This is a genomic window from Streptomyces venetus (genome assembly GCF_039540295.1).
GTDB classification, from domain to species: Bacteria; Actinomycetota; Actinomycetes; order Streptomycetales; family Streptomycetaceae; genus Streptomyces; species Streptomyces venetus.
In genome coordinates this window covers 522,274-543,717 of the sequence record NZ_BAABET010000002.1, presented here as the reverse complement: position 1 = coordinate 543,717, position 21,444 = coordinate 522,274, and the positions used below count along the sequence as shown (strand labels likewise).

General features: G+C 71.8%; 20 protein-coding genes. 10 read left to right on the top strand and 10 right to left on the bottom strand.

All coding sequences use genetic code 11. The features are described 5' to 3' along the window. Nucleotides 1-47 precede the first annotated feature (47 nt). The 3 genes from ABEA82_RS07355 to ABEA82_RS07345 form a co-directional block, all read right to left on the bottom strand. On the bottom strand, nucleotides 48-1,709 hold the full coding sequence (locus ABEA82_RS07355; RefSeq protein WP_345660563.1) for a phospho-sugar mutase: 1,662 nt from the start codon (nucleotides 1,707-1,709) through the stop codon (nucleotides 48-50). Nucleotides 1,710-2,075: 366 nt separating this feature from the next. After that, nucleotides 2,076-2,900, bottom strand: coding sequence for a purine-nucleoside phosphorylase (locus ABEA82_RS07350; protein WP_345660562.1), 825 nt, complete (start codon nucleotides 2,898-2,900; stop codon nucleotides 2,076-2,078). Nucleotides 2,901-3,005: 105 nt separating this feature from the next. Then, complete coding sequence (locus ABEA82_RS07345; RefSeq protein WP_345660561.1) at nucleotides 3,006-3,443, bottom strand: gamma-glutamylcyclotransferase family protein; 438 nt, start codon at nucleotides 3,441-3,443, stop codon at nucleotides 3,006-3,008. Nucleotides 3,444-3,538: 95 nt separating this feature from the next. On the opposite strand from ABEA82_RS07345, the gene ABEA82_RS07340 reads away from it, so the two are divergent. After that, a complete protein-coding gene (locus ABEA82_RS07340) occupies nucleotides 3,539-4,987 on the top strand; it encodes an NAD(P)H-quinone dehydrogenase (RefSeq protein ID WP_345660560.1) in 1,449 nt (482 codons plus the stop codon). Nucleotides 4,988-5,152: 165 nt separating this feature from the next. Then, nucleotides 5,153-6,145 carry a DeoR/GlpR family DNA-binding transcription regulator gene (locus ABEA82_RS07335; protein WP_345660559.1) on the top strand — a complete coding sequence of 331 codons (993 nt, stop codon included), beginning with the start codon at nucleotides 5,153-5,155 and terminating at the stop codon, nucleotides 6,143-6,145. 471 nt (nucleotides 6,146-6,616) lie between these two features. Here ABEA82_RS07335 and ABEA82_RS07330 read toward each other — a convergent pair whose 3' ends face one another. Further along, nucleotides 6,617-8,389 carry an acetyl/propionyl/methylcrotonyl-CoA carboxylase subunit alpha gene (locus ABEA82_RS07330; RefSeq protein WP_345660558.1) on the bottom strand — a complete coding sequence of 591 codons (1,773 nt, stop codon included), beginning with the start codon at nucleotides 8,387-8,389 and terminating at the stop codon, nucleotides 6,617-6,619. Between the two features lie 346 nt (nucleotides 8,390-8,735). Between ABEA82_RS07330 and ABEA82_RS07325 the strand changes: the two genes are divergently transcribed. After that, a complete protein-coding gene (locus tag ABEA82_RS07325; protein ID WP_345660556.1) occupies nucleotides 8,736-9,212 on the top strand; it encodes a hypothetical protein in 477 nt (158 codons plus the stop codon). Here ABEA82_RS07325 and ABEA82_RS07320 read toward each other — a convergent pair. The 4 genes from ABEA82_RS07320 to ABEA82_RS07305 form a co-directional block, all read right to left on the bottom strand. After that, entirely contained in the window at nucleotides 9,181-9,801 is a 621-nt protein-coding gene (locus ABEA82_RS07320; protein WP_345660555.1) for a Maf family protein, read from the bottom strand. The two genes, ABEA82_RS07325 and ABEA82_RS07320, sit on opposite strands and share 32 nt — an antisense overlap. Before the next feature lie 32 nt (nucleotides 9,802-9,833). Further along, a complete protein-coding gene (gene mmpB, locus ABEA82_RS07315; RefSeq protein ID WP_086025112.1) occupies nucleotides 9,834-9,962 on the bottom strand; it encodes a morphogenic membrane protein MmpB in 129 nt (42 codons plus the stop codon). A 110-nt stretch (nucleotides 9,963-10,072) separates the two neighbouring features. Continuing rightward, on the bottom strand, nucleotides 10,073-10,282 hold the full coding sequence (locus ABEA82_RS07310; protein WP_345660554.1) for an acyl-CoA carboxylase epsilon subunit: 210 nt from the start codon (nucleotides 10,280-10,282) through the stop codon (nucleotides 10,073-10,075). Between the two features lie 24 nt (nucleotides 10,283-10,306). Beyond that, complete coding sequence (locus ABEA82_RS07305; protein WP_345660553.1) at nucleotides 10,307-11,911, bottom strand: acyl-CoA carboxylase subunit beta; 1,605 nt, start codon at nucleotides 11,909-11,911, stop codon at nucleotides 10,307-10,309. Between the two features lie 110 nt (nucleotides 11,912-12,021). Here ABEA82_RS07305 and ABEA82_RS07300 point away from each other — a divergent pair, with 110 nt between their 5' ends. Next, nucleotides 12,022-12,888, top strand: a complete 867-nt coding sequence (locus ABEA82_RS07300; protein WP_345660552.1) for a biotin--[acetyl-CoA-carboxylase] ligase — start codon at nucleotides 12,022-12,024, stop codon at nucleotides 12,886-12,888. Nucleotides 12,889-13,107: 219 nt separating this feature from the next. Beyond that, nucleotides 13,108-14,211, top strand: coding sequence for an adenylate/guanylate cyclase domain-containing protein (locus tag ABEA82_RS07295; RefSeq protein WP_345660551.1), 1,104 nt, complete (start codon nucleotides 13,108-13,110; stop codon nucleotides 14,209-14,211). A 53-nt stretch (nucleotides 14,212-14,264) separates the two neighbouring features. Here the strand turns inward: ABEA82_RS07295 and ABEA82_RS07290 are convergent, their stop codons facing one another. Continuing rightward, nucleotides 14,265-14,966 carry a hypothetical protein gene (locus ABEA82_RS07290; protein ID WP_345660550.1) on the bottom strand — a complete coding sequence of 234 codons (702 nt, stop codon included), beginning with the start codon at nucleotides 14,964-14,966 and terminating at the stop codon, nucleotides 14,265-14,267. 227 nt (nucleotides 14,967-15,193) lie between these two features. On the opposite strand from ABEA82_RS07290, the gene ABEA82_RS07285 reads away from it, so the two are divergent. The 3 genes from ABEA82_RS07285 to hutH all read left to right on the top strand — a co-directional run bounded on the left by ABEA82_RS07285 (nucleotide 15,194) and on the right by hutH (nucleotide 19,052). Further along, entirely contained in the window at nucleotides 15,194-15,994 is an 801-nt protein-coding gene (locus ABEA82_RS07285; RefSeq protein ID WP_345660549.1) for an enoyl-CoA hydratase/isomerase family protein, read from the top strand. A 273-nt stretch (nucleotides 15,995-16,267) separates the two neighbouring features. Next, complete coding sequence (locus ABEA82_RS07280) at nucleotides 16,268-17,416, top strand: GGDEF domain-containing protein (protein WP_345660548.1); 1,149 nt, start codon at nucleotides 16,268-16,270, stop codon at nucleotides 17,414-17,416. A 97-nt stretch (nucleotides 17,417-17,513) separates the two neighbouring features. After that, a complete protein-coding gene (hutH, locus tag ABEA82_RS07275; protein ID WP_345660994.1) occupies nucleotides 17,514-19,052 on the top strand; it encodes a histidine ammonia-lyase in 1,539 nt (512 codons plus the stop codon). A 63-nt stretch (nucleotides 19,053-19,115) separates the two neighbouring features. On the opposite strand, the gene ABEA82_RS07270 is transcribed toward hutH, so the two are convergent. Next, entirely contained in the window at nucleotides 19,116-19,409 is a 294-nt protein-coding gene (locus tag ABEA82_RS07270; protein ID WP_345660993.1) for a hypothetical protein, read from the bottom strand. A gap of 130 nt (nucleotides 19,410-19,539) precedes the next feature. On the opposite strand from ABEA82_RS07270, the gene ABEA82_RS07265 reads away from it, so the two are divergent. Then, on the top strand, nucleotides 19,540-19,875 hold the full coding sequence (locus tag ABEA82_RS07265; protein WP_345660547.1) for a hypothetical protein: 336 nt from the start codon (nucleotides 19,540-19,542) through the stop codon (nucleotides 19,873-19,875). 285 nt (nucleotides 19,876-20,160) lie between these two features. Beyond that, complete coding sequence (locus ABEA82_RS07260) at nucleotides 20,161-21,408, top strand: L,D-transpeptidase (protein WP_345660546.1); 1,248 nt, start codon at nucleotides 20,161-20,163, stop codon at nucleotides 21,406-21,408. The last annotated feature ends 36 nt before the right edge of the window (nucleotides 21,409-21,444 follow it).

Here is a 21,444-nt window from a genome sequence, read left to right as displayed (position 1 = left end):
GGTTTGGTGGTTGGGTGGGGTGCCCGTGTCGGGCACCCCGGTGGGGCTCAGATACCGGCCGCCGTCGACAGGTCCCGTTTGATCGACTCCAGGACGTCCGTCGCCTTCGCGCGGGCCGCCGGGAGGTCGGCGGGGGTCGCGACCGGGATCACGACCTCCAGGTAGCACTTCAGCTTCGGCTCCGTCCCGCTCGGGCGGACGATCACCCGGGCGCCGTCGAGCGTGTAGCGAAGGCCGTCGGTGGGCGGGAGGCTGTCCGTGCCCCGGGTGAGATCCTCGGTGCGGGTGATCGGCAGGCCGGCGAGTTCCGTCGGGGGCTGTTCGCGCAGGCGGCGCATCGCGGCGGCGATGAGCGACAGGTCCTCGACGCGCACCGAGAGCTGGTCCGTCGCGTGCAGACCGTGGTCCACGGCCAGGTCGTCGAGGAGGTCCTGCAGCGTGCGGCCCTCCTCCTTGAGGACGGAGGCCAGCTCCGTGATCAGGAGCGCGGCCGTGATGCCGTCCTTGTCGCGTACGCCGTCGGGGTCGACGCAGTAGCCGAGCGCCTCCTCGTAGCCGTAGCGCAGGCCCTCGGCGCGGGCGATCCACTTGAAGCCGGTGAGGGTCTCGACATGCGGGAGGCCCGCCTTCTCGGCGATACGGCCGAGGAGAGAGGACGAGACGATCGACTCGGCGAAGGTGCCGGTCGCTCCCCGGCGGACCAGGTGGGCGGCGAGGAGCGCGCCCACCTCGTCGCCACGGAGCATGCGCCAGCCGTCGCTGTCGCCGTCGCCGCCGCCGTTGCCGTCCCGTACGGCGACGGCGCAGCGGTCGGCGTCCGGGTCGTTGGCGATGATCAGGTCCGGGGCGGTCTTGCCGCGGCGTGCCGTCGCGAAGGCCAGGTCCATCGCGCCGGGCTCCTCCGGGTTGGGGAACGCGACGGTCGGGAAGTCGGGGTCGGGGTCGGCCTGCTCCGTGACGAGGGCCGGTTCCGGGAAGCCGGCCCGGGCGAAGGCGGCGAGGAGGACGTCCTTGCCGACGCCGTGCATCGCCGTGTACACCGTGCGGGCGGTGCGGGGGGAACCCTTGGACAGTACGGCGTCGGTGCGGGCGAGGTAGGCGTCGAGGACGCTGTCGTCGAGGGTCTCCCAGCCTTCGGTGGGGCGGGGGACGGTGGTGAGGGAGGGGACCGCGGCGATCTCCGCGGCGATGTCGGCGTCGGCCGGCGGGACGATCTGGGAGCCGTCGCCGAGGTAGACCTTGTAGCCGTTGTCGCGGGGCGGGTTGTGGCTGGCGGTGACCTCCACGCCGGCGACCGCGCCGAGGTGCCTGATCGCGAAGGCGAGGACGGGGGTGGGGAGGGGGCGGGGGAGGACGGCTGCGCGGAGGCCGGCGCCAGTCATGACGGCGGCGGTGTCCCGGGCGAAGTCGTGTGACTTGTGGCGGGCGTCGTAGCCGATGACGACGAGGCCGTTCTGGTGGCCCTGCTTCTTGAGGTACGCGGCGAGGCCGGCGGCGGCGCGGATGACGACCGAGCGGTTCATGCGCATGGGGCCGGCGCCGAGTTCGCCGCGGAGGCCGGCGGTGCCGAACTGGAGGGTGCCGGAGAAGCGGGCGGCGAGTTCGGTGTGGTCCTGGGCGTCGATGAGGCGGGCGAGCTCGGTGCGGGTCTCCGGGTCGGGGTCCTCGGTGAGCCACGCCTGGGCCTGTGCGATGAGTTCGTCGTGCACGGTGTGGGGTCAGCCTCTCCGGTGTCGGGTGGGGTGGGGGTGCGTGCTTGCGCCTGGGGGCGGGGTGGGTGGGTCGGGGCCGCGCCGGGGGGTGTCCGTCCTCGGAACGGCGCGACCAGGTCACCTACCGACTGACTGGCATTACACGCGCCGCCCACTGCGGGCGGACACCCCCCGACACGGCCCCTCACGCGCGTCGGCGGCTGCGGGAGCAGCCCGCCCCAGCTGCGGGCATGCGTGCCGCTAGGGGCGATGGGGGTCCCCCCTGCTCGAGCGAAGCCGAGAGCTTGGGGGAGGGTGGGCGCAGCGGCACCTCGCTCCGCCGAGCTGCGCAACGCCCCGGCCCCGGCAACAACGCGGGGTTGTTTACAGGCGTCCCAGGACCTGCGCCAGCAGTGATCCCATCCGCGTCGCGGAGTCACGCCCTGCCTGGAGAACCTCCTCGTGGTTCAGCGGCTCGCCGGTCATGCCCGCGGCGAGGTTGGTCACGAGGGAGATGCCGAGGACCTCCGCGCCCGCCTCACGCGCGGCGATCGCCTCGAGGACCGTCGACATGCCCACCAGGTCCGCACCGATCACGCGAGCCATCCGGATCTCGGCCGGAGTCTCGTAGTGCGGGCCGGGGAACTGGGCGTAGACGCCCTCCTCCAGCGTGGGGTCGACCTCCTTGCACAGCGCGCGCAGGCGCGGGGAGTAGAGGTCGGTGAGGTCGACGAAGTTCGCGCCGATGATGGGCGACGTGGCGGTGAGGTTGATGTGGTCGCTGATCAGGACCGGCTGGCCGGGGCGCATGCCCTCGCGCAGGCCGCCGCAGCCGTTGGTGAGGACGATCGTCTTGCAGCCGGCCGCCACCGCGGTGCGGACACCGTGGGCGACGGCCGCCACGCCGCGGCCCTCGTAGAAGTGCGTGCGGCCGAGGAAGACCAGGGCGCGCTTGTCGCCGATCCGGTAGGAGCGGACCTTGCCGCCGTGCCCTTCGACCGCCGGCGGCGGGAAACCGGGCAGCTCGGTGACCTGGAGCTCGGCCTCGGGGGCGCCGAGGGCGTCCACGGCCGGGGCCCAGCCGGAGCCCATCACGAGGGCGACGTCGTGGGTCTCGGCGCCCGTGAGTTCGCGCAGGCGGGCCGCGGCGGCGTCGGCGGCCGTGTGCGGGTCGCCCTGGATGTCGTCCGGAAGAAGAGATGCGTTCACGCCGACGAGAGTAGCCGCTGATTGCCTACGCGCGTAGATGGTGGAGCTCACGGGGTTGTGATCGTTGTCTTGTCGTTTCCAACGACGGGACGGAAGAGGTGTCCGTCAGCAAGGGCGCTTGCGGAGTTCCATGACGTAGTCGTGGGGGGCTCCGGCCGATTCGGCCGCGTCGGCGATCTCACCCAGGTAGCGGGCGGAGGGCAGGCCGCCCTCGTACGCGTTCAGGGCGAAGGCCCACGCCGACTCCTCTCCGTCCAGGGTGTGCACCCGTACGCGGGTGCGGCGGTAGATGTCGAGGCCCACCCCCTCCCAGCGGTCGAGTGACTCCTCGTCCATGGGGGCGATGTCGTACAGCGCGACGAAGACCTGGGAGACGGGGTCCTCGACGATCGTCGGCAGGGCGCCCTCCCAGCCCATGTGCTCACCGCCGAAGGTCAGTCGCCACCCGTTCAGCCAGCCCGTGGCGCGCAGCGGCGAATGAGGGGCGCGGCGGGTCATCAGCCGCGCGTCGAGGTTGCCGGCGTACGCGGCGTAGAGCGACATGGACAGAGGGTACGGCAGGTGGCCCGGAGTCACTCGCGTAACAGAGCCGCATCGGGCGGGCCCCCGGGCGTCGTCACATTGATGGGTGCGGGACAATGGAGTACGTGACTCGGATCGTGATCATCGGTGGCGGACCCGGCGGATACGAAGCGGCGCTGGTGGCCGCTCAACTCGGCGCGGAGGTGACCGTCGTCGACTGCGACGGTCTGGGCGGGGCGTCGGTGCTCACCGACTGCGTACCGTCGAAGACCCTGATCGCCACGGCCGAGGTGATGACCACCTTCGACTCGTCGTACGAGGAACTGGGGATCATCGTCGCCGACGACACCCCGCCCATGGAGCAGGCCGCCCGGGTGGTGGGCGTGGACCTGGGCAAGGTCAACCGGCGTGTGAAGCGGCTCGCGCTCGCCCAGTCGCACGACATCACCGCCTCCGTGACGCGCGCCGGTGCGCGTGTCATGCGCGGGCGGGGGCGGCTGGAGGGCATGCAGGCGCTCGACGGGTCGCGGAAGGTCGTGGTGCGCGCCGCTGACGGGAGCGAGGAGACCCTGACGGCGGACGCCGTGCTCATCGCCACCGGTGGGCACCCGCGCGAGCTGCCCGACGCCCTGCCGGACGGCGAGCGGATCCTGAACTGGACCCAGGTGTACGACCTGAACGAGCTCCCCGAGGAGCTGATCGTGGTCGGGTCGGGTGTGACCGGTGCCGAGTTCGCGGGTGCCTACCAGGCGCTGGGTTCGAGGGTGACGCTCGTGTCGTCGCGGGACCGCGTGCTGCCGGGCGAGGACCCGGACGCCGCCGCCGTGCTGGAGGACGTCTTCCGGCGGCGCGGCATGAACGTCATGGGGCGTTCCCGGGCGCAGTCCGCCAAGCGGGTCGGGGACCGGGTCGAGGTGACCCTCTCCGACGGGCGTGTCATCACCGGGTCGCACTGTCTGATGGCCGTCGGCGCCGTGCCCAACAGCGCCGGCATGGGGCTGGAGGACGCCGGGGTCAGGCTGCGCGAGTCCGGCCACATCTGGACCGACAAGGTGTCGCGTACGACCGCTCCGGGCGTGTACGCGGCCGGAGACGTGACGGGCGTGTTCGCCCTCGCCTCCGTGGCCGCCATGCAGGGCCGTATCGCCATGTACCACTTCCTGGGCGACGCGGTGGCCCCGCTGAACCTGAAGACGGTCTCGTCGAACGTCTTCACCGACCCGGAGATCGCCACCGTCGGCTACACCCAGGCCGACGTCGACGGCGGGAAGATCGACGCCCGGGTCGTGAAGCTGCCGCTGCTGCGCAACCCGCGCGCCAAGATGCAGGGCATCCGCGACGGCTTCGTCAAGATCTTCTGCCGGCCGGGCACGGGCATCGTGGTCGGCGGTGTGGTCGTCGCGCCGCGCGCCTCGGAACTGATCCACCCCATCTCGATCGCGGTCGACAACAACCTGACGGTCGAGCAGATCGCGAACGCCTTCACCGTCTATCCCTCCCTGTCGGGCTCGATCGCCGAGGTGGCACGGCAGTTGCACACCCGCAAGGAGACGGCCGAGGGCTGAGGCCGGATTCGACTCTCCCCTGGTCACGGGGAGTGTTCGACCATTCGTACGGCATAGGCGGCGGGACTAGGCCCTATACCACTTCCCACTGCCTGGTGCGAACATCTTCTGCTATTCAGCGCAAACTGCTGAAAGCAGACGGTCGCTGGCGTTACTGTCAGTTTCGTGTTCGCTGCAGAACGTCGCCAATTGATCCTCGAAATGGTGCGAGCGAACGGGGCCGTGTCGCTCCGGGAGCTCGCCCGCGTCGTCCAGACCTCCGAAGTGACCGTACGGCGGGACGTGCGCGCGCTGGAGGCAGAAGGACTCCTCGACCGCCGGCACGGCGGTGCGGTACTGCCGGGCGGTTTCACGCGGGAGTCCGGCTTTCCGCAGAAGTCTCATCTCGCGACCGCCGAGAAGACCGCCATCGCCGACCTCGCCGCGAACTTCGTGGAAGAGGGCGAGGCGATCGTGGTCGGGGCGGGTACGACCACCCAGGAGCTGGCCCGCCGGCTCGCCCGGGTGCCCGGGCTGACCGTCGTCACCAACTCGCTGCTGGTGGCGCAGGCGCTGGCCCATGCCAACCGGGTCGAGGTCGTGATGACCGGCGGGACGCTCCGCGGTTCGAACTACGCCCTGGTCGGCAGTGGTGCCGAGCAGTCCCTGCACGGGCTGCGGGTGTCGCGGGCCTTCCTGTCCGGGAGCGGTCTGACCGCGGAGCGCGGGCTGTCCACGTCCAACATGCTGTCGGCGTCCGTCGACCGGGCGCTGGTGCAGGCCGCGGCGGAGGTCGTGGTCCTCGCCGACCACGGCAAGCTGGGCACCGACACGATGTTCCAGACCGTGCCGACGGATCTCATCACGCGTCTCGTGACGGATGAGCCGCCCGCGCATGACGACCGTGCGGGTGCGGAGCTGCAGGCCTTGGCCGACCAGGGGGTGCAGATCGCCGTGGCCGGCGGGCAGGGGGGTTCGGCGGGGGCAGGGGGGCCGGGGGCCGGGGGTGATGCGCATCCGGCGCGGCAGCAGCAGCGGCGGGATGTGCCGTTGCCGGGGCCTCGGAGGCAGGTGCCGGGGGGTGGGGGTGCCGCGGGTGGGTTGCGGTCCGCTGCGATGTTGGGGGAGCAGGGGGCTGGGGCTGAGCGGGCTCGGGTGGCTGATCTGCGGCGGCGGTGAGTGGGCCGACGGTGGGCTCAGTCGCTGTCGGTTGTCAGGAACCCGGCGTTGGTGCCCGTGGCGGGGTGTTGCGCAACTCGGCGCCGCGAGGTGCCGCTGCGCCCACCCGTGCCGCCCCTAGCGGCACGACTGCCCGCAGCTCTACCGGATGGCGCCCGCAGCCGCCGACGCGCGCAACCCGGCGTTGGTGCCCGTGGCGGGGTGTTGCGCAGCCCGGCGTGGCGGGGTGCCGCTGCGCCCACCCGTGCCGCCCCTAGCGGCACGCATGCCCGCAGCTGGGGCGGATGCGCCCGCAGCCGCCGACGTGCGTGAGGGGCCGTGTCGGGGGGTGTTCGCCCGCAGTGGGCGGCGCGTGTGATGCCAGTCAGCCGGTAGGTGACTTGGTCGCGCCGTTCCGAGGACGGACACCCCCCGGCGCGGCCCCGGCCCACCACCGGTGGGCAGGCGCCGCGCCAGGGGCGGAGCGGAGCCTCAGTCCTTGATCTCGCAGATCGCCGCGCCCGACGTGATCGACGCGCCGATGTCCGCGCTCAGGCCCTTGATCGTGCCCGACTTGTGGGCGTTGAGAGGCTGTTCCATCTTCATCGCCTCGAGGACGACGACCAGGTCGCCCTCCTTGACCTCCTGGCCCTCCTCGACGGCGACCTTGACGATCGTGCCCTGCATCGGCGAGGCGAGGGTGTCACCGGAGGCGACGGGGCCCGACTTCTTCGCCGCGCGGCGCTTGGGCTTGGCCCCGGCCGCGAGGCCCGTGCGGGCCAGGGACATCCCCAGCGAGGCCGGGAGGGATACCTCCAGGCGCTTGCCGCCGACCTCGACGACGACCGTCTCGCGGTCCGCCTCCTCCTCCGTCTCCGCGTCGGCCACCGCCGCGAACGGCTTGATCTCGTTGACGAACTCCGTCTCGATCCAGCGGGTGTGGACCTTGAAGGGCGCGTCCGATCCGGTGAGCTCCGGCGCGAACGCCGGGTCCTTCACCACCGCGCGGTGGAACGGGATCGCCGTCGCCATGCCCTCGACCTGGAACTCCTCCAAGGCCCGCGCGGCCCGCTCCAGGGCCTCCTTGCGCGTGCGGCCGGTGACGATCAGCTTGGCCAGCAGGGAGTCCCACGCCGGGCCGATGACCGAGCCGGACTCCACGCCCGCGTCCAGCCGGACACCCGGGCCGGACGGCGCGTCGAACTTCGTGACCGTGCCGGGAGCCGGGAGGAAGTTACGGCCCGGGTCCTCACCGTTGATGCGGAACTCGAAGGAGTGCCCCCGCAGCACCGGGTCGTCGTAGCCCAGCTCCTCGCCGTCGGCGATACGGAACATCTCCCGCACGAGGTCGATCCCGGCGACCTCCTCGGTGACCGGGTGCTCCACCTGGAGGCGGGTGTTGACCTCCAGGAAGGAGATCGTGCCGTCGAGGCCGACGAGGAACTCGACCGTGCCGGCGCCGACGTAGCCGGCCTCCTTGAGAATGGCCTTCGAGCTGGAGTACAGCTCGGCGAGCTGCTCGTCGGAGAGGAAGGGCGCGGGCGCCTCCTCGACCAGCTTCTGGTGGCGACGCTGGAGGGAGCAGTCACGCGTGGAGACCACGACCACGTTGCCGTGCTGGTCGGCGAGGCACTGGGTCTCCACGTGCCGCGGCTTGTCGAGGTAGCGCTCGACGAAGCACTCGCCCCGCCCGAACGCGGCGACCGCCTCACGGACGGCCGAGTCGTACAGCTCCGGGACCTCTTCCAGCGTCCGCGCCACCTTCAGGCCGCGGCCGCCACCACCGAAGGCCGCCTTGATGGCGATCGGCAGACCATGCTGCTCGGCGAAGGCGACGACCTCCTCGGCGCCGGACACCGGGTCGGGCGTGCCCGCCACGAGCGGGGCGCCCGCGCGCTGCGCGATGTGCCGCGCCGCGACCTTGTCGCCGAGGTCGCGGATCGCCTGCGGCGGCGGGCCGATCCAGATCAGTCCCGCGTCCAGCACGGCCTGCGCGAACTCCGCGTTCTCGGAGAGGAATCCGTAGCCGGGGTGGATCGCGTCCGCGCCGGACTCCCGGGCGGCGTTCAGCACCTTCTCGATGTCGAGGTAACTGGTGCCCGGGGTGTCACCGCCCAGGGCGAACGCCTCATCCGCGGCGCGGACATGCAGAGCGTCCCGGTCCGGGTCCGCGTAAACGGCCACGCTCGCGATCCCGGCGTCCCGGCAGGCCCGGGCCACGCGGACAGCGATTTCGCCACGGTTGGCGATGAGCACCTTGCGCACGATTGAGGCTCCCTCCTTGAAACAAGCCGAGTTTAGGGACTGCCGACACGGCACTTCGACCCGTCCCCAGTGGTGAGCTTGCCCACACGGAGCGTGATGCGTGGCTCGCTCGACCCGCGAAATCCCTTGTCGCACCGCGGTACGCAGTACTACTCCGGGAAACCCTAGCCCGCTCCTGTGGTCAAGGTCTCTGTCATCACGTGCTGCGGGCCACTCTGTTTCTTTGTGGAGTCCCTACGAATGGCCCAATGATTCTTTGCCCGCCGTAGAACCCTTGTCCCTGGGTTTACCGGTTAGTAGCGTTCGCGATGTCTCTCGAACGTACTAGGGGTAAGTGGGTGGCCCGGTGGTGCGCAGGCCGGTGGCGTGGATCGTGGCGGTGGTGCTGTTCGGCGAGGCGTTCGGCGTCGCCGCGCTGAACTGGTTCCTGGGAGTCGTCGTCGACCGGCAGGACATGTCCCTGGCCGGGCTCGACCCGCACATGATGTCGATGTCGTCGAAGCTCGGCGGGATCGCCTTCGGCCTCTACTTCGCGCTCTGCGGCCTGGTCGCCCTGCTGGTGGCCCTGCGGGACCGGCCCCCGGCCGGCTTCGGGCGGGTGCTGCTGATCAGCGCGGCGGTCGTGCACGGGCTGCTGGGCGCGGTCACCTGGGGCCTCGTCGGCTGGTCCGCGTTCCTGTTCATGGTGCTGGTGCTCGGTCTGATCGTGCTGCTGCTGATGACGTACGACCATCCGGCCGAGCCCGCCGACGCCGCGCCCGAGGACGGGACGGGCGCCGACGGGTCCCCGGCTACTGCTCCGCCGGCGCCCACAACTCCGTGATGCCGACGCCCAGCCGGGCGAGCAGCCGACGGACGAGGGGCAGGCTGATGCCGATCACGTTGCCGTGGTCGCCGTCGATCCCGTCGATGAACGGCGCCGAGCGGCCGTCCAGGGTGAACGCCCCGGCGACGTGGAGGGGCTCCCCGGAGGCGACGTAGGCGGCGATCTCGTCGTCGGTGGGGTCGCCGAAGTGGACGACGGTGGACGCGGTGGCCGAGACGTACCGGCTGGTGAGCGTGTCGTAGACGCAGTGGCCGGTCTGGAGGGTCCCGGCGCGTCCGCGCATCGCCTTCCAGCGGGCGGTGGCCTCCTCGGCGTCCGCGGGCTTGCCGAGGGCCTGGCCGTCCAGGTCGAGCACCGAGTCGCAGCCGATCACGATCGCGCCCCCGACCTCGGGGCGGGCGGCCACGACGGAGGCCTTCGCCTCGGCGAGGGCGAGCGCCAGTTCGGCGGGGGTGGGAGCGGTGACGGCGTCCTCGTCGACGCCGCTCACGATCACCTCGGGAGCGAGGCCGGCCTGGCGGAGCAGCCCCAGCCGGGCGGGGGACTGGGAGGCGAGGACGAGTCGCCTGCGGCGCTGAGCAGTCATGCGGTCAGGTTAGTCACCCGACCGGGGCCGGCTCACCTCACTCCGATCACGATCATCACGAGCACCATGGCCAGGGCCAGGAGAACGCTCAGCCGCCGCAGCATGTCCTGCATGTCACGCAGTTCTTCGGGCGGCTCGTTCTCGGGGTCGGACCACAGCATGGCACCAGCGTGCGGCCTGGCAGCGCCGGGCGCCTGAGTAGGGATACTCAAATCGGCGCCCCGCGCTGCCGTGCGGTGCGCGGTTCCCCGCGCGCCTCGAGAAGCTGATCTCACCCGGGCCAGTAGGTGCGGCCCCACGCCGTCGGCCCCGGCTGGGGCAGGCGGTGGGCGGCGATACGGGACGGGTCGGACCAGGAGTCGCGGGAGACGGGCGCGCCGGGCGGTGTTTCGGCTTCCGCCGCGGCGCGGGCCCTGACCACCGCCAGTGCGGCGGCCAGCTCCTCCGGGGTCGGGTTGCCCCGTACGACCTTGATCGTCATGTGGGCCTCCTGGGCTCGCCGGTGCTAGAGGGGGATGTTGCCGTGCTTCTTCGGAGGCAGGGATTCCCGCTTCGTACGCAGTTGACGCAGACCCCGTACGACATGACGGCGCGTGTCGGACGGCATGATCACGGCGTCGACGTAGCCGCGCTCGGCCGCCACGTAGGGGTTGAGGAGGGCGTCCTCGTACTCCTGGATCAGCCGGGCCCGGACCGCTTCCAGGTCCTCGCCGTTCGCCTCCGCCTCGGCCAGGGTGCGGCGGTGCAGGATGTTGACCGCGCCCTGGGCGCCCATGACGGCGATCTGGGCGGTGGGCCAGGCGAGGTTGAGGTCGGCGCCCAGGTGCTTGGAGCCCATGACGTCGTACGCCCCGCCGAACGCCTTGCGCGTGATGAGGGTGATGAGCGGGACGGTCGCCTCGGCGTACGCGTAGATCAGCTTGGCGCCGCGCCGGATGATGCCGTCGTGCTCCTGGTCGACACCGGGCAGGAAGCCGGGCACGTCGACGAAGGTGATGACCGGGACGTTGAAGGCGTCGCAGGTGCGTACGAAGCGGGCCGCCTTCTCGCTGGCCTTGATGTCCAGGCACCCGGCGAGCTGCGTCGGCTGGTTGGCGACGATGCCGACCGGGTGGCCCTCGACCCGGCCGAAGCCGGTGACGATGTTCGGGGCGTACAGCGGCTGCGTCTCGAAGAACTCGGCGTCGTCCAGGACGTGCTCGATCACCGCGTGCATGTCGTACGGCTGGTTCGCGCTGTCCGGGACGATCGCGTCCAGCTCGCGGTCCTCGTCGGTGATCTCCAGGTCGGCCTCCTCGGGGAAGACCGGCGCCTCGGAGAGGTTGTTGGACGGCAGGTACGACAGCAGCTGCTTGATGTACTCGATGGCGTCCTTCTCGTCCCCGGCCATGTGGTGGGCCACACCGGAGGTCGAGTTGTGCGTACGGGCGCCGCCCAGCTCCTCGAAGCCGACGTCCTCGCCGGTGACGGTCTTGATGACGTCGGGGCCGGTGATGAACATGTGCGAGGTCTGGTCGACCATGACCGTGAAGTCGGTGATGGCGGGGGAGTAGACGGCCCCGCCCGCACACGGGCCGACGACCAGGCTGATCTGCGGGATGACGCCGGAGGCGTGGGTGTTGCGGCGGAAGATCTCGCCGTAGGCGCCCAGCGAGGCCACGCCTTCCTGGATCCGGGCACCGCCGGAGTCGTTGATGCCGATGACCGGGCAGCCGGTCTTCAGCGCGAAGTCCATGACCTTGACGATCTTCTGCCCGTAGACCTCGCCGAGGGCCCCGCCGAAGACGGTGAAGTCCTGCGAGAACACGGCGACGGGCCGGCCGTCGACGGTGCCGTACCCGGTGACGACACCGTCTCCGTACGGCCGGTTCTTGTCGAGGCCGAAGTTGGTGGAGCGGTGCTGGGCGAACTCGTCGAGTTCGACGAAGGAACCCTCGTCGAGCAGGAGCTCTATCCGCTCACGGGCTGTCAGCTTGCCCTTGGCGTGCTGCTTTTCGACGGCGCGTGCGGAGCCGGCGTGCGTCGCTTCCTCGATACGGCGCTGCAGATCCGCGAGCTTGCCCGCGGTCGTATGAATGTCAGGCTGCTGCTGCTCTTCCGGCTCGGACATCGGGATGCGGCTCCCTGCCTGCTCAAAAGGGGGGACGGTTACTCATCCGTACATTAGTGGGGCGCCTCCACATCGGCAGTGCGGTGTTTACCACACCTAGGGTGGCTTGCATGACGCCGCGAGATGCATCAGAGCCGAACCGGAGCCGTTGGTCCGACCTGGACCGTCCGCCCCTCAACGTCACCGCCCTGCGCCGGGGCCTGGTGCGGGAGGGAGGGCTGTGGTCCGAGGTGGACGTGGTGCAGCGCACCGGCTCCACCAACTCCGATCTGGTGGCTCGTGCGGCCGAGGGCGGGGCCGCGGAGGGCGCGGTGCTGGTCGCCGAGGAGCAGACGGCGGGGCGGGGGCGGCTCGACCGGCAGTGGACGGCGCCGCCGCGGTCGGGTCTCTTCTTCTCCGTGCTGCTCACTCCGGGCGAGGTGCCGGTCGAGCGGTGGGGGTGGCTGCCGCTGCTCACGGGGGTGGCCGTGGCGACGGGGCTGTCCCGGTCGGCCGGGGTCGACACGGCGCTGAAGTGGCCGAACGACCTGCTGGTCACAGTGGGGGGAGACGAGCGCAAGGCCGGGGGCATTCTGGCCGAGCGGGCCGGTGAGGGCGGGGTCGTCATCGGGGTCGGCATCAACGTCTCCCTGAAGGAGAACGAGCTGCCCGTGCCGACGGCGGGGTCGCTGGGGCTGGCCGGGGCGGTGAGTACGGACCGGGATCCGCTGCTGCGGGGGGTGCTGCGGGCTCTGGAGGAGTGGTACGGGAAGTGGCGTGCGGCGGAGGGCGATCCGGGGGTGTGCGGGTTGCAGGAGGCATATGCCGCCGGGTGCGCGACGCTCGGGCGGGTGGTGCGGGCGGAGTTGCCCGGGGATCGGGCGGTGGTGGGGGAGGCCGTCGCGGTGGATGGGGACGGGCGGCTGGTGCTGGCTACGGGGGAAGGGGTGCAGGAGCCTGTGGGGGCCGGGGACATCGTGCATCTTCGGCCGGTGTGAAGCGTCTTTTGAGCCCGTCCGGCGATTGAGGACGAGGCCGTTCAGGCCGATCGGGGGTCCGGGGGCGAAGCCCCTGGGGCGGTGGGGCAGCGCCGAGCGCCCTCATGACGCCGGGTCCCTCACCCCCCGGCTGGCCCTGACGGAGTGAGCTGGCGCACACCTGCCGTAGAGTTGAGGCCGGTCGATACATGACCGTGACAGATCGGAAGGGCAACACGCGTGACCGTCGACGACTCGGGTTCCGGCGAGGACGCGCAGGGCGCCGACTCCGGCGAGGATCCGCTCGCCCTGCGCCTCGAAGGGCTCATCCTGGGCGCCGAGCGCCGCTACACACCGTTTCAGGCGGCCCGCAGCGCCGGCGTCTCCATGGAGCTGGCCTCCCGCTTCTGGCGGGCCATGGGCTTCGCCGACATAGGGCAGGCCAAGGCACTCACCGAGGCGGACGTCCTCGCCCTGCGGCGCCTCGCCGGTCTCGTCGAGGCGGGGCTGCTGAGCGAGGCGATGGCCGTACAGGTGGCCCGGTCCACCGGGCAGACCACCGCGCGGCTCGCCGAATGGCAGATCGACTCCTTCCTGGAGGGCCTGACCGAGCCGCCCGAGCCGGGTATGACGCGCACCGAGGTGACGTACCCGATCGTCGAGCTGCTCCTGCCCGAGCTGGAGGAGTTCCTCGTCTACGTCTGGCGGCGGCAGCTCGCCGCCTCGGCCGGGCGGGTCGTCCAGGCCGCTGACGACGAGGAGATGGTCGACCGGCGGCTCGCGGTCGGGTTCGCGGACCTGGTCGGGTTCACGCGGCTGACCCGCCGGATGGAGGAGGAGGAGCTCGGCGAGCTGGTCGAGGCCTTCGAAACGACGGCGGCCGACCTGGTGGCCGCGAACGGCGGACGGCTGATCAAGACCCTCGGTGACGAGGTGCTGTACGCCGCCGACGACGCGGGCACGGCGGCCGAGATCGCCCTGCGCCTGATCGAGACCATGGCGCACGACGAGACGATGCCGGAGCTGCGCGTCGGCATGGCGTTCGGCACGGTGACCACCCGGATGGGCGATGTCTTCGGCACGACCGTGAATCTGGCCTCCCGGCTCACCTCGATAGCTCCCAAGGACGCCGTCCTCGTCGACACCGCCTTCGCCGAGGAGCTGATCCGCACGCAGGACGCCCCGGCCTCCGAGGCGGAGGCGGCCGAGGAGGCGGCGACGGCGGAGAAGGAGGGCGAGGAGCCGCCGGCGTACCGGTTCGCCTTGCAGCCGATGTGGCAGCGGCCCGTGCGTGGGCTGGGCGTCGTGGAGCCCTGGCTGCTCACGCGGCGGGACGGCGGCTGACGGGGCCGCCGGAGCTGCCGGGGCTGCCTGGGCTGACAGAGCCGACACGGCCATCAGTCGCGGTCGCCCGGGGTGTCCACGCACAGGCCGATGACCGGGACGCACAGGTCGGGATCGTGCGGTTTCCTCGGCTTCTTCGGCTTCTCCGGTTCGTCGGGCTCGGGCGTGGGGGCCGGTGCGGTCCGGCTCGGCGACGACGGGGCCGGTGCCGGGCGTGGGGCGGCGCCCGGGGATGCCGGTGCCGGGGTGTTCGGCGTCTCGGGGATGGTCGTGGCCGCGGGAGTGGCGGTCGTACGTGTCGCCCGGGAGCCGGTGGTCGTCGCGGGTGGGGCGGACGAGGCGGCGGCGGGGCCTCGGGTGCCCGGGGACGGGGTCAGGCCGCCCAGGGCGGTGGGTGACGAGGGACCCGCGTCGGGAGCGGCGGGGGCCGTGACCGTGGTGTCGGTGGCCCGGTCGGTGGCGGTGGTGATGGGGTCCGGACGGGGGTCGGCCTCGACGGTGCCGCCGCCGTCTGTGCCGGGGCCGGGGCCGGAGGCCGGGCGTACGAGGCTCAGGGCGCCCGCGGCCAGGGCGAGGCCGCCGACGGCGAGCAGGGCCTTGTGGGGGCGGGGCCTGCGGTGCCGGCCCCGGACGCGCGCGGTGAACAGGCCGCGTGCGGTGAGCGGGCCGGTTTCCGGGTGGGGCGGCCCGTGGGGAGGGGGTGACTCCTGGAACGGGGTGTCCCGCTGTGGCCTCGTCGGCGTGTCCGTCGTCATCGCGTTCCCTCCCCGATGCGCACGCGCCCCCATTGCGCCGTGGCGGACGCACGCTATGCGCTCCCATGGGCTATTGGGTCGGAGTTGGGGTGATGTCACTCGAACGGGTGGGCGGGTGAGGGGCGGGTGGTGTGCGGGGGCTGGTCGCGTCGGCTCTTTCGCGGGTGGGATGCGGCTGCGATGATCGGGGCGACGGTGCTGTTAACCCGCGTTAACCGGAGGGTGTCATGAGTGAGGAACGGTTCGGGGAGTTCGTGCTGGTGCGGCGGCACGAGCAGGGGCATGTCGCGGAGCTCGTCCTGGACCGGCCCAAGGCGATGAACGCGGTGTCGACGGAGATGGCGCGGTCCGTGGCCGGGGCGTGCGCGGCGCTGGAGGCGGACCGGGAGGTGCGGGTGGTCGTGCTGACCTCCACGCACGAGCGGGCGTTCTGCGTGGGGGCCGACCTGAAGGAGCGGAACTCGTTCAGCGACGCGGAGCTGGTGCGGCAGCGGCCGGTGGCCCGGGGGGCGTACACCGGGGTGCTGGAGCTGCCGGTGCCGACGGTGGCGGCGGTGCACGGGTTCGCGCTGGGGGGCGGCTTCGAGCTGGCGCTGGCGTGCGACGTGATCGTGGCGGACCGTACGGCGGTGGTGGGGTTGCCGGAGGTGTCGGTGGGGGTGATCCCCGGGGGTGGGGGGACGCAGTTGCTGCCGCGGCGGGTGGGGGCGGCGCGGGCGGCTGAGCTGATCTTCTCGGCGCGGCGGGTCGAGGCCGTGGAGGCCGGGGAGTTGGGGCTGGTGGACCAGGTGGTGGAGGAGGGGCGGGACCGGGAGGTGGCGTTGGAGCTGGCTGCTCGGATCGCGGGGAACTCGCCGGTGGGGTTGCGGGCGGCGAAGCGGGCGTTGCGGCTGGGGCAGGGGTTGGACCTGCGGGCCGGGCTCGAGGTCGAGGATGCGGCCTGGCGGGCTGTGGCGTTCTCCGGGGATCGGGCGGAAGGGGTTGCGGCGTTCAACGAGAAGCGGAAGCCGGAGTGGCCGGGGGAGTGAGCAAGTGGCCGGGGGGGGGGTGAGCTGAGGGCCGGTGAGTCGGGGCTCGGCGTCCTTGCTGGGGGCGGGGGGTTTCGCAGCCCGGCGTGGCGGGGTGCCGCTGCGCCCACCCGTGCCGCCCAGCGGCACGACTGCCCGCAGCTGGGTGGGTGCGGGGTGCCGTTGCGCCCAGCCGAGGCTCCCCTAGCGGCACGACTGCCCGCAGCTAAGTTGGTCCGCCCCGTTCGCGTCGTAAACAGGTCAGTCTGGCTGGAAACTCCCTAGCCTGGAGTGATGGGTGAGGACAGACGGCTGGTGGCCGTCGTCGCGTTGGCTCAGGGGATGGCGGCTGCGCACGGGTCGCGTGAGGCGTGGCGTGCGGCGGCTGCCGGGGCGTGCCGGGCGCTGGGTGGGAGTTTCGCCGCGCTGTCGGTGTGGGAGCGGGAGATCGGGCGGCTGAGGGTCCTCGTGAACGTGGGTGAGCTGGCCGAAGGGGAGGAGGAGTTCCCGGAGGACGAGGCCTATCCGGTGCACCAGTTCGCGGAGATCACCGAGTTCCTGCACGAGCAGTGGGCGGGCGGCGGGGAGCCCGACGCGTGGGTGGAGACCGCCGAGGGGCCCGCGGCCGGACGCCCCGGGTACTGCCACCAGCGCGTCGCCGCCCTGCGCCGCAGGGGCCGCGGCTGCTGCGTGGTCGCGCCCATCGTGCTGCACGGCCGGGCCTGGGGCGAGCTGTACGTCGCCCGGCCGGCCGGCGAGCCCGTCTTCGAGCGGGCCGACGCCGACTTCGCCACCGTCCTGGCCTCCGTGGTCGCCGCCGGCATCGCCCAGACCGAGCGGCTGGAGGAGGCCCGGCGCCTCGCGTACACCGACGCGCTGACGGGACTCGCCAACCGCCGTGCCGTGGACGTACGCCTGGAGCGGGCGATCGAGCGGCATCGCAGGGACGGGGTCGTCGTCAGCCTCGTGGTGTGTGACCTGAACGGGCTCAAGCGGGTCAACGACACCCACGGGCACGCCGCCGGCGACCGGCTGCTGGAGCGCTTCGGGTCGGTGCTGTCGCTGTGCGGGGCCATGCTGCCGGGGGCGCTGGCGGCGCGGCTCGGCGGGGACGAGTTCTGTCTGCTCGCGGTGGGGCCGACCGCCGACCAGGTCGTGAAGGCGGCTGAGGAACTGTGCCGCCGCGCCGCGGAGTTGGAGCTCGGGGACGGCGTGGCCTGCGGCGTCGCCTCCACCGAGGATCCGATCGGGCCCGTGCCGTCGGCCCGCCGGCTGTTCCGGCTCGCCGACGCCGCCCAGTACCGGGCCAAGGCCGAGCGGGCCACCCGGCCGGTCGTCGCCGGCCGGGCCGGACCCGACGACCCGGTCGTGCGGCTCGCCGACGAGCCGTCCAGGGAGGCCGACGGCGAGCGCCGGCGGTTCCGCGGGCGGCACGCGCCGTAGGAAGCGGCCCGGGCCGGTGTGACGTACCGGTAAGGGGCGCAACCCGTCCCCAGTGGTGACATCATCGAATTCACTGCGTACGCTCCTGAATATGGATATGCACACTGTGGTGGTGGGGACGTCCGGCGTGTCCGCGTCCGACGTGCTCGCCGTGGCGCGCGGCGGCGCCCGCGTACAGCTCTCCGAGGAGGCGGTGGCCGCCCTGGCCGCGGCCCGCGAGATCGTCGACGCGCTGGCGGCCAAGCCGGACCCCGTGTACGGCGTGAGCACCGGCTTCGGCGCCCTGGCGACCCGGCACATCAGCCCGGAACTGCGCGCACAGCTCCAGCGCAACATCGTCCGCTCGCACGCCGCCGGGATGGGGCCGAGGGTCGAGCGCGAGGTCGTACGCGCCCTGATGTTCCTCCGGCTGAAGACCGTCTGCTCCGGGCACACCGGCGTACGCCCCGAGGTCGCACAGACCATGGCCGACCTCCTCAACGCCGGCATCACCCCGGTCGTGCACGAGTACGGCTCCCTCGGCTGCTCGGGCGACCTCGCCCCGCTGTCCCACTGCGCGCTCGCGCTCATGGGGGAGGGGGACGCCGAGGGCCCCGACGGTGCCGTACGCCCGGCCGCCGAACTCCTCGCCGCGCACGGCATCCAGCCGGTCGAACTGCGCGAGAAGGAAGGCCTCGCCCTCCTCAACGGCACGGACGGCATGCTCGGCATGCTGGTCATGGCCCTGGCCGACCTGGACACGCTGTACCGGTCCGCCGACGTCACGGCCGCCCTGTCGATGGAGGCCCTGCTCGGCACCGACAAGGTCCTCGCCCCCGAGCTGCACGCCATCCGGCCGCACCCGGGGCAGGCCGCCAGCGCCGCCAACATGGCGGCCGTGCTGAAGGGTTCGGGCCTGACCGGGCACCACCAGGACGACGCCCCGCGCGTCCAGGACGCCTACTCGGTGCGCTGCGCGCCGCAGGTCGCCGGGGCCGGGCGGGACACCATGGCCCACGCCCGGCTGGTCGCCGACCGCGAGCTGGCCGCGGCGGTGGACAACCCGGTCGTGCTGCCCGACGGACGCGTCGAGTCCAACGGCAACTTCCACGGGGCACCCGTCGCCTACGTCCTGGACTTCCTCGCCGTCGCCGTCGCCGACCTCGGCTCCATCGCCGAGCGCCGCACCGACCGGCTGCTCGACAAGAACCGCAGCCACGGCCTGCCGCCGTTCCTCGCCGACGACGCCGGTGTGGACTCGGGTCTGATGATCGCTCAGTACACGCAGGCCGCGCTGGTGAGCGAGCTGAAGCGGCTCGCCGTACCGGCCTCGGCCGACTCCATCCCGTCCTCCGCGATGCAGGAGGACCACGTGTCGATGGGCTGGTCGGCGGCGCGCAAGCTGCGCACGGCCGTCGACAACCTCACCCGCGTCCTCGCCGTCGAGCTGTACGCGGCCACCCGCGCGATCGAGCTGCGCGAGGGGCTGACCCCGGCGCCCGCGACGCAGGCGGTCATCAAGGCCGTACGGGAAGCGGGAGTTCAGGGTCCCGGGCCGGACCGGTTCCTGGCGCCGGACCTGGCCGCCGCGGACGCCTTCGTGCGTGACGGGCGGCTGCTCGCGGCCGTGGAGACGGTCACCGGACCGCTGCGGTAGGGACTCCCGCGGGGGCGAGTGGCGACCGGGGCCCGCCGACCGGCAGGGCCCCGGCACGTGACGTCAGAATCCGAGCCGTTCCCGGCGGACCGAGTACACGACGAAGCCCGCGCCCAGCGTGAGGCAGAGCGTGCCGCCCACCACGTACGGCGTGGTGTCGAAGCTGCCCGTGTCGGCGAGACGGGTGCCGGTGACCGAGTCGCCCGCGGTCGTGGCCGCGATCCGGGCCTGCTCCGTGACCTGCGGCGACGGGCTCGCCGCGACCGCGTCTCTCACCGGGGAGTCCGACGTCGCGTTGGCGGACGGGACGAACCACAGGGCGCCCAGCAGGGTCGCTGCGGCGGTGGCGGTCAGCAACGGACGGCGAACGGATGACACGGAATATCGATCCCCTTGTGGCGCTGGCGAATTGGCCGTGTGGGGCGATGTTAGTGAAAGTCGCGGGTCACGGGAAAGTCACGGGAGCATCTGGCCTTACCCTCCCGGGATGAGCACTCCTGAGACATCACGTTTTGTACGGCTTCGGGTGGAACTCGTCGTCGAGGTGGAGGACGCGGACGCGATCACCAAGTCCGCGCTGCGCCGGCTCGCCGACGACGCGGGGCTGCCGGCGGCGGAGCTGGCCCACGCCGAGAGCACTGTGACGGAAGACACCGCCGAGGCCCTCGCGGTCCTCGTGGACCCGTTCGACCTGGTCAGCCGGGTGCCCGGGGTGGAGCTACAGCAGGCTTCCTGGAGCAGCGAGCGGATCGAGTACGACCCCGACTCGCCGGACTGGGACCTCGACGAGGATGATGTGGCGGAGGACGACAACGGCGGCTGAGGCTGTTCGGGCATCAAAAGACCCCGGACGGGAACCGCCGTCCGGGGTTCTCGCGTCTCAAGCGGCGCACCGACCACACCCGCACCGTCCGCGCCGAACGCCGTGGACGTGGTGATCCCCACACCTGCGCGACATGGGGAACCTGACGAACCGGTCGTAGCGTTGAAGGTTCTCGACGAGGACTCTCGGGTTCCGGCGAGGACTCACGAGTTCCGACGGGGGCACTTGGACTTGACGGGGACACTCGGGGTTTTGGGGAAATCGGCAACGATGGAGAAGCGTGTGATGACGGTCAGTAAGCGGCGCAAGGGCCTGACGGTCGCGTCCGCACTGCTCGGCGGAGTGCTGGTGCTCTCAGCGTGTTCCGGCGGCGACGACGACGCCTCCGGGGGTGACGGCGGCAGCTCCCAGTCGAAGGTCGACGAGGCAGCGGCCAAGAAGACCTCCGAGGCGCAGATCAAGATCACGCCGGAGGACGGCTCCGACAACGCCTCCATCAACAACTCCGCCGGCGTCACCGTGAGCAAGGGAACGCTCACGGACGTGAAGATGACGACGACCGACGGCAGCGAGGTCGACGGCCAGATATCCGCCGACAAGAAGAGCTGGAAGCCCAGCACGCAGCTGGAGCGCTCCACCACCTACAAGCTGGCGGCGGAGGCGAAGGACTCCGACGGGCGCATCGCCCACGAGAACGCCTCGTTCACCACGGTCTCCCCGGCCAACAGCTTCATCGGCAACTTCACGCCGGACGACGGCACCACCGTCGGCGTCGGCATGCCGGTCTCGATCAACTTCGACAAGGCGATCACCAACAAGGCCGCCGTCCAGAAGGGCATCACGGTCAGCACGACCAGCGGCCAGGAGGTCGCCTGCCACTGGTTCAACGCCAACCGCATGGACTGCCGTCCCCAGGACTACTGGAAGGAAGGCTCCACCGTCACTCTGAAGCTCGCGCTCGACGGTGTCGAGGGCGCCAAGGGCGTCTACGGCGTCCAGCAGAAGACGGTCACCTTCAAGATCGGCCGCAACCAGATCTCCTACGTCGACGCGAAGACCAAGCAGATGAAGGTCACGCAGGACGGCAAGGTCGTCCGGACCATCCCGATCTCCGCCGGATCGCCGGACAACAAGACGTACGAGGGCACCATGGTGATGTCCGAGAAGTTCAAGGAGACGCGCATGAACGGCGCGACCGTGGGCTTCACGGACGACGACGGCAAGGGCGAGTACGACATCAAGGACGTGCCCCACGCCATCCGCCTGTCCAGCTCGGGCACCTTCATCCACGGCAACTACTGGGGCGCGAAGTCCATCTTCGGCAACGTGAACACCAGCCACGGCTGCGTCGGCCTCCAGGACGCGAAGGGCGCCAACGACCCGAACACCCCGGGCGCGTGGTTCTTCAAGAACTCGATGATCGGTGACGTCGTGGTCGTCCAGAACACCGGCGACAAGACCGTCGCGCCGGACAACGGACTCAACGGCTGGAACATGGACTGGGCCCAGTGGAAGGCCGGTTCGGCGGCCTGACGCCGGTCCCTCGCCGGTCCGGCGCCTGTATGACGC

Excerpts from the sequence above, each read along its gene's own strand:
- ABEA82_RS07345 (WP_345660561.1), bottom strand. The coding sequence starts at position 3,443 with ATGTCGCTCTACGCCGCGTACGCCGGCAACCTCGACGCGCGGCTGATG.
- ABEA82_RS07340 (WP_345660560.1), top strand. The coding sequence starts at position 3,539 with ATGGAGTACGTGACTCGGATCGTGATCATCGGTGGCGGACCCGGCGGA.
- ABEA82_RS07320 (WP_345660555.1), bottom strand. The coding sequence starts at position 9,801 with ATGACTGCTCAGCGCCGCAGGCGACTCGTCCTCGCCTCCCAGTCCCCC.
- mmpB (WP_086025112.1), bottom strand. The coding sequence starts at position 9,962 with ATGCTGTGGTCCGACCCCGAGAACGAGCCGCCCGAAGAACTGCGTGAC.
- ABEA82_RS07310 (WP_345660554.1), bottom strand. The coding sequence starts at position 10,282 with ATGACGATCAAGGTCGTACGGGGCAACCCGACCCCGGAGGAGCTGGCC.
- ABEA82_RS07305 (WP_345660553.1), bottom strand. The coding sequence starts at position 11,911 with ATGTCCGAGCCGGAAGAGCAGCAGCAGCCTGACATTCATACGACCGCG.
- ABEA82_RS07300 (WP_345660552.1), top strand. The coding sequence starts at position 12,022 with ATGACGCCGCGAGATGCATCAGAGCCGAACCGGAGCCGTTGGTCCGAC.
- ABEA82_RS07290 (WP_345660550.1), bottom strand. The coding sequence starts at position 14,966 with ATGACGACGGACACGCCGACGAGGCCACAGCGGGACACCCCGTTCCAG.
- ABEA82_RS07285 (WP_345660549.1), top strand. The coding sequence starts at position 15,194 with ATGAGTGAGGAACGGTTCGGGGAGTTCGTGCTGGTGCGGCGGCACGAG.
- ABEA82_RS07280 (WP_345660548.1), top strand. The coding sequence starts at position 16,268 with ATGGGTGAGGACAGACGGCTGGTGGCCGTCGTCGCGTTGGCTCAGGGG.
- hutH (WP_345660994.1), top strand. The coding sequence starts at position 17,514 with ATGCACACTGTGGTGGTGGGGACGTCCGGCGTGTCCGCGTCCGACGTG.
- ABEA82_RS07265 (WP_345660547.1), top strand. The coding sequence starts at position 19,540 with ATGAGCACTCCTGAGACATCACGTTTTGTACGGCTTCGGGTGGAACTC.
- ABEA82_RS07260 (WP_345660546.1), top strand. The coding sequence starts at position 20,161 with ATGACGGTCAGTAAGCGGCGCAAGGGCCTGACGGTCGCGTCCGCACTG.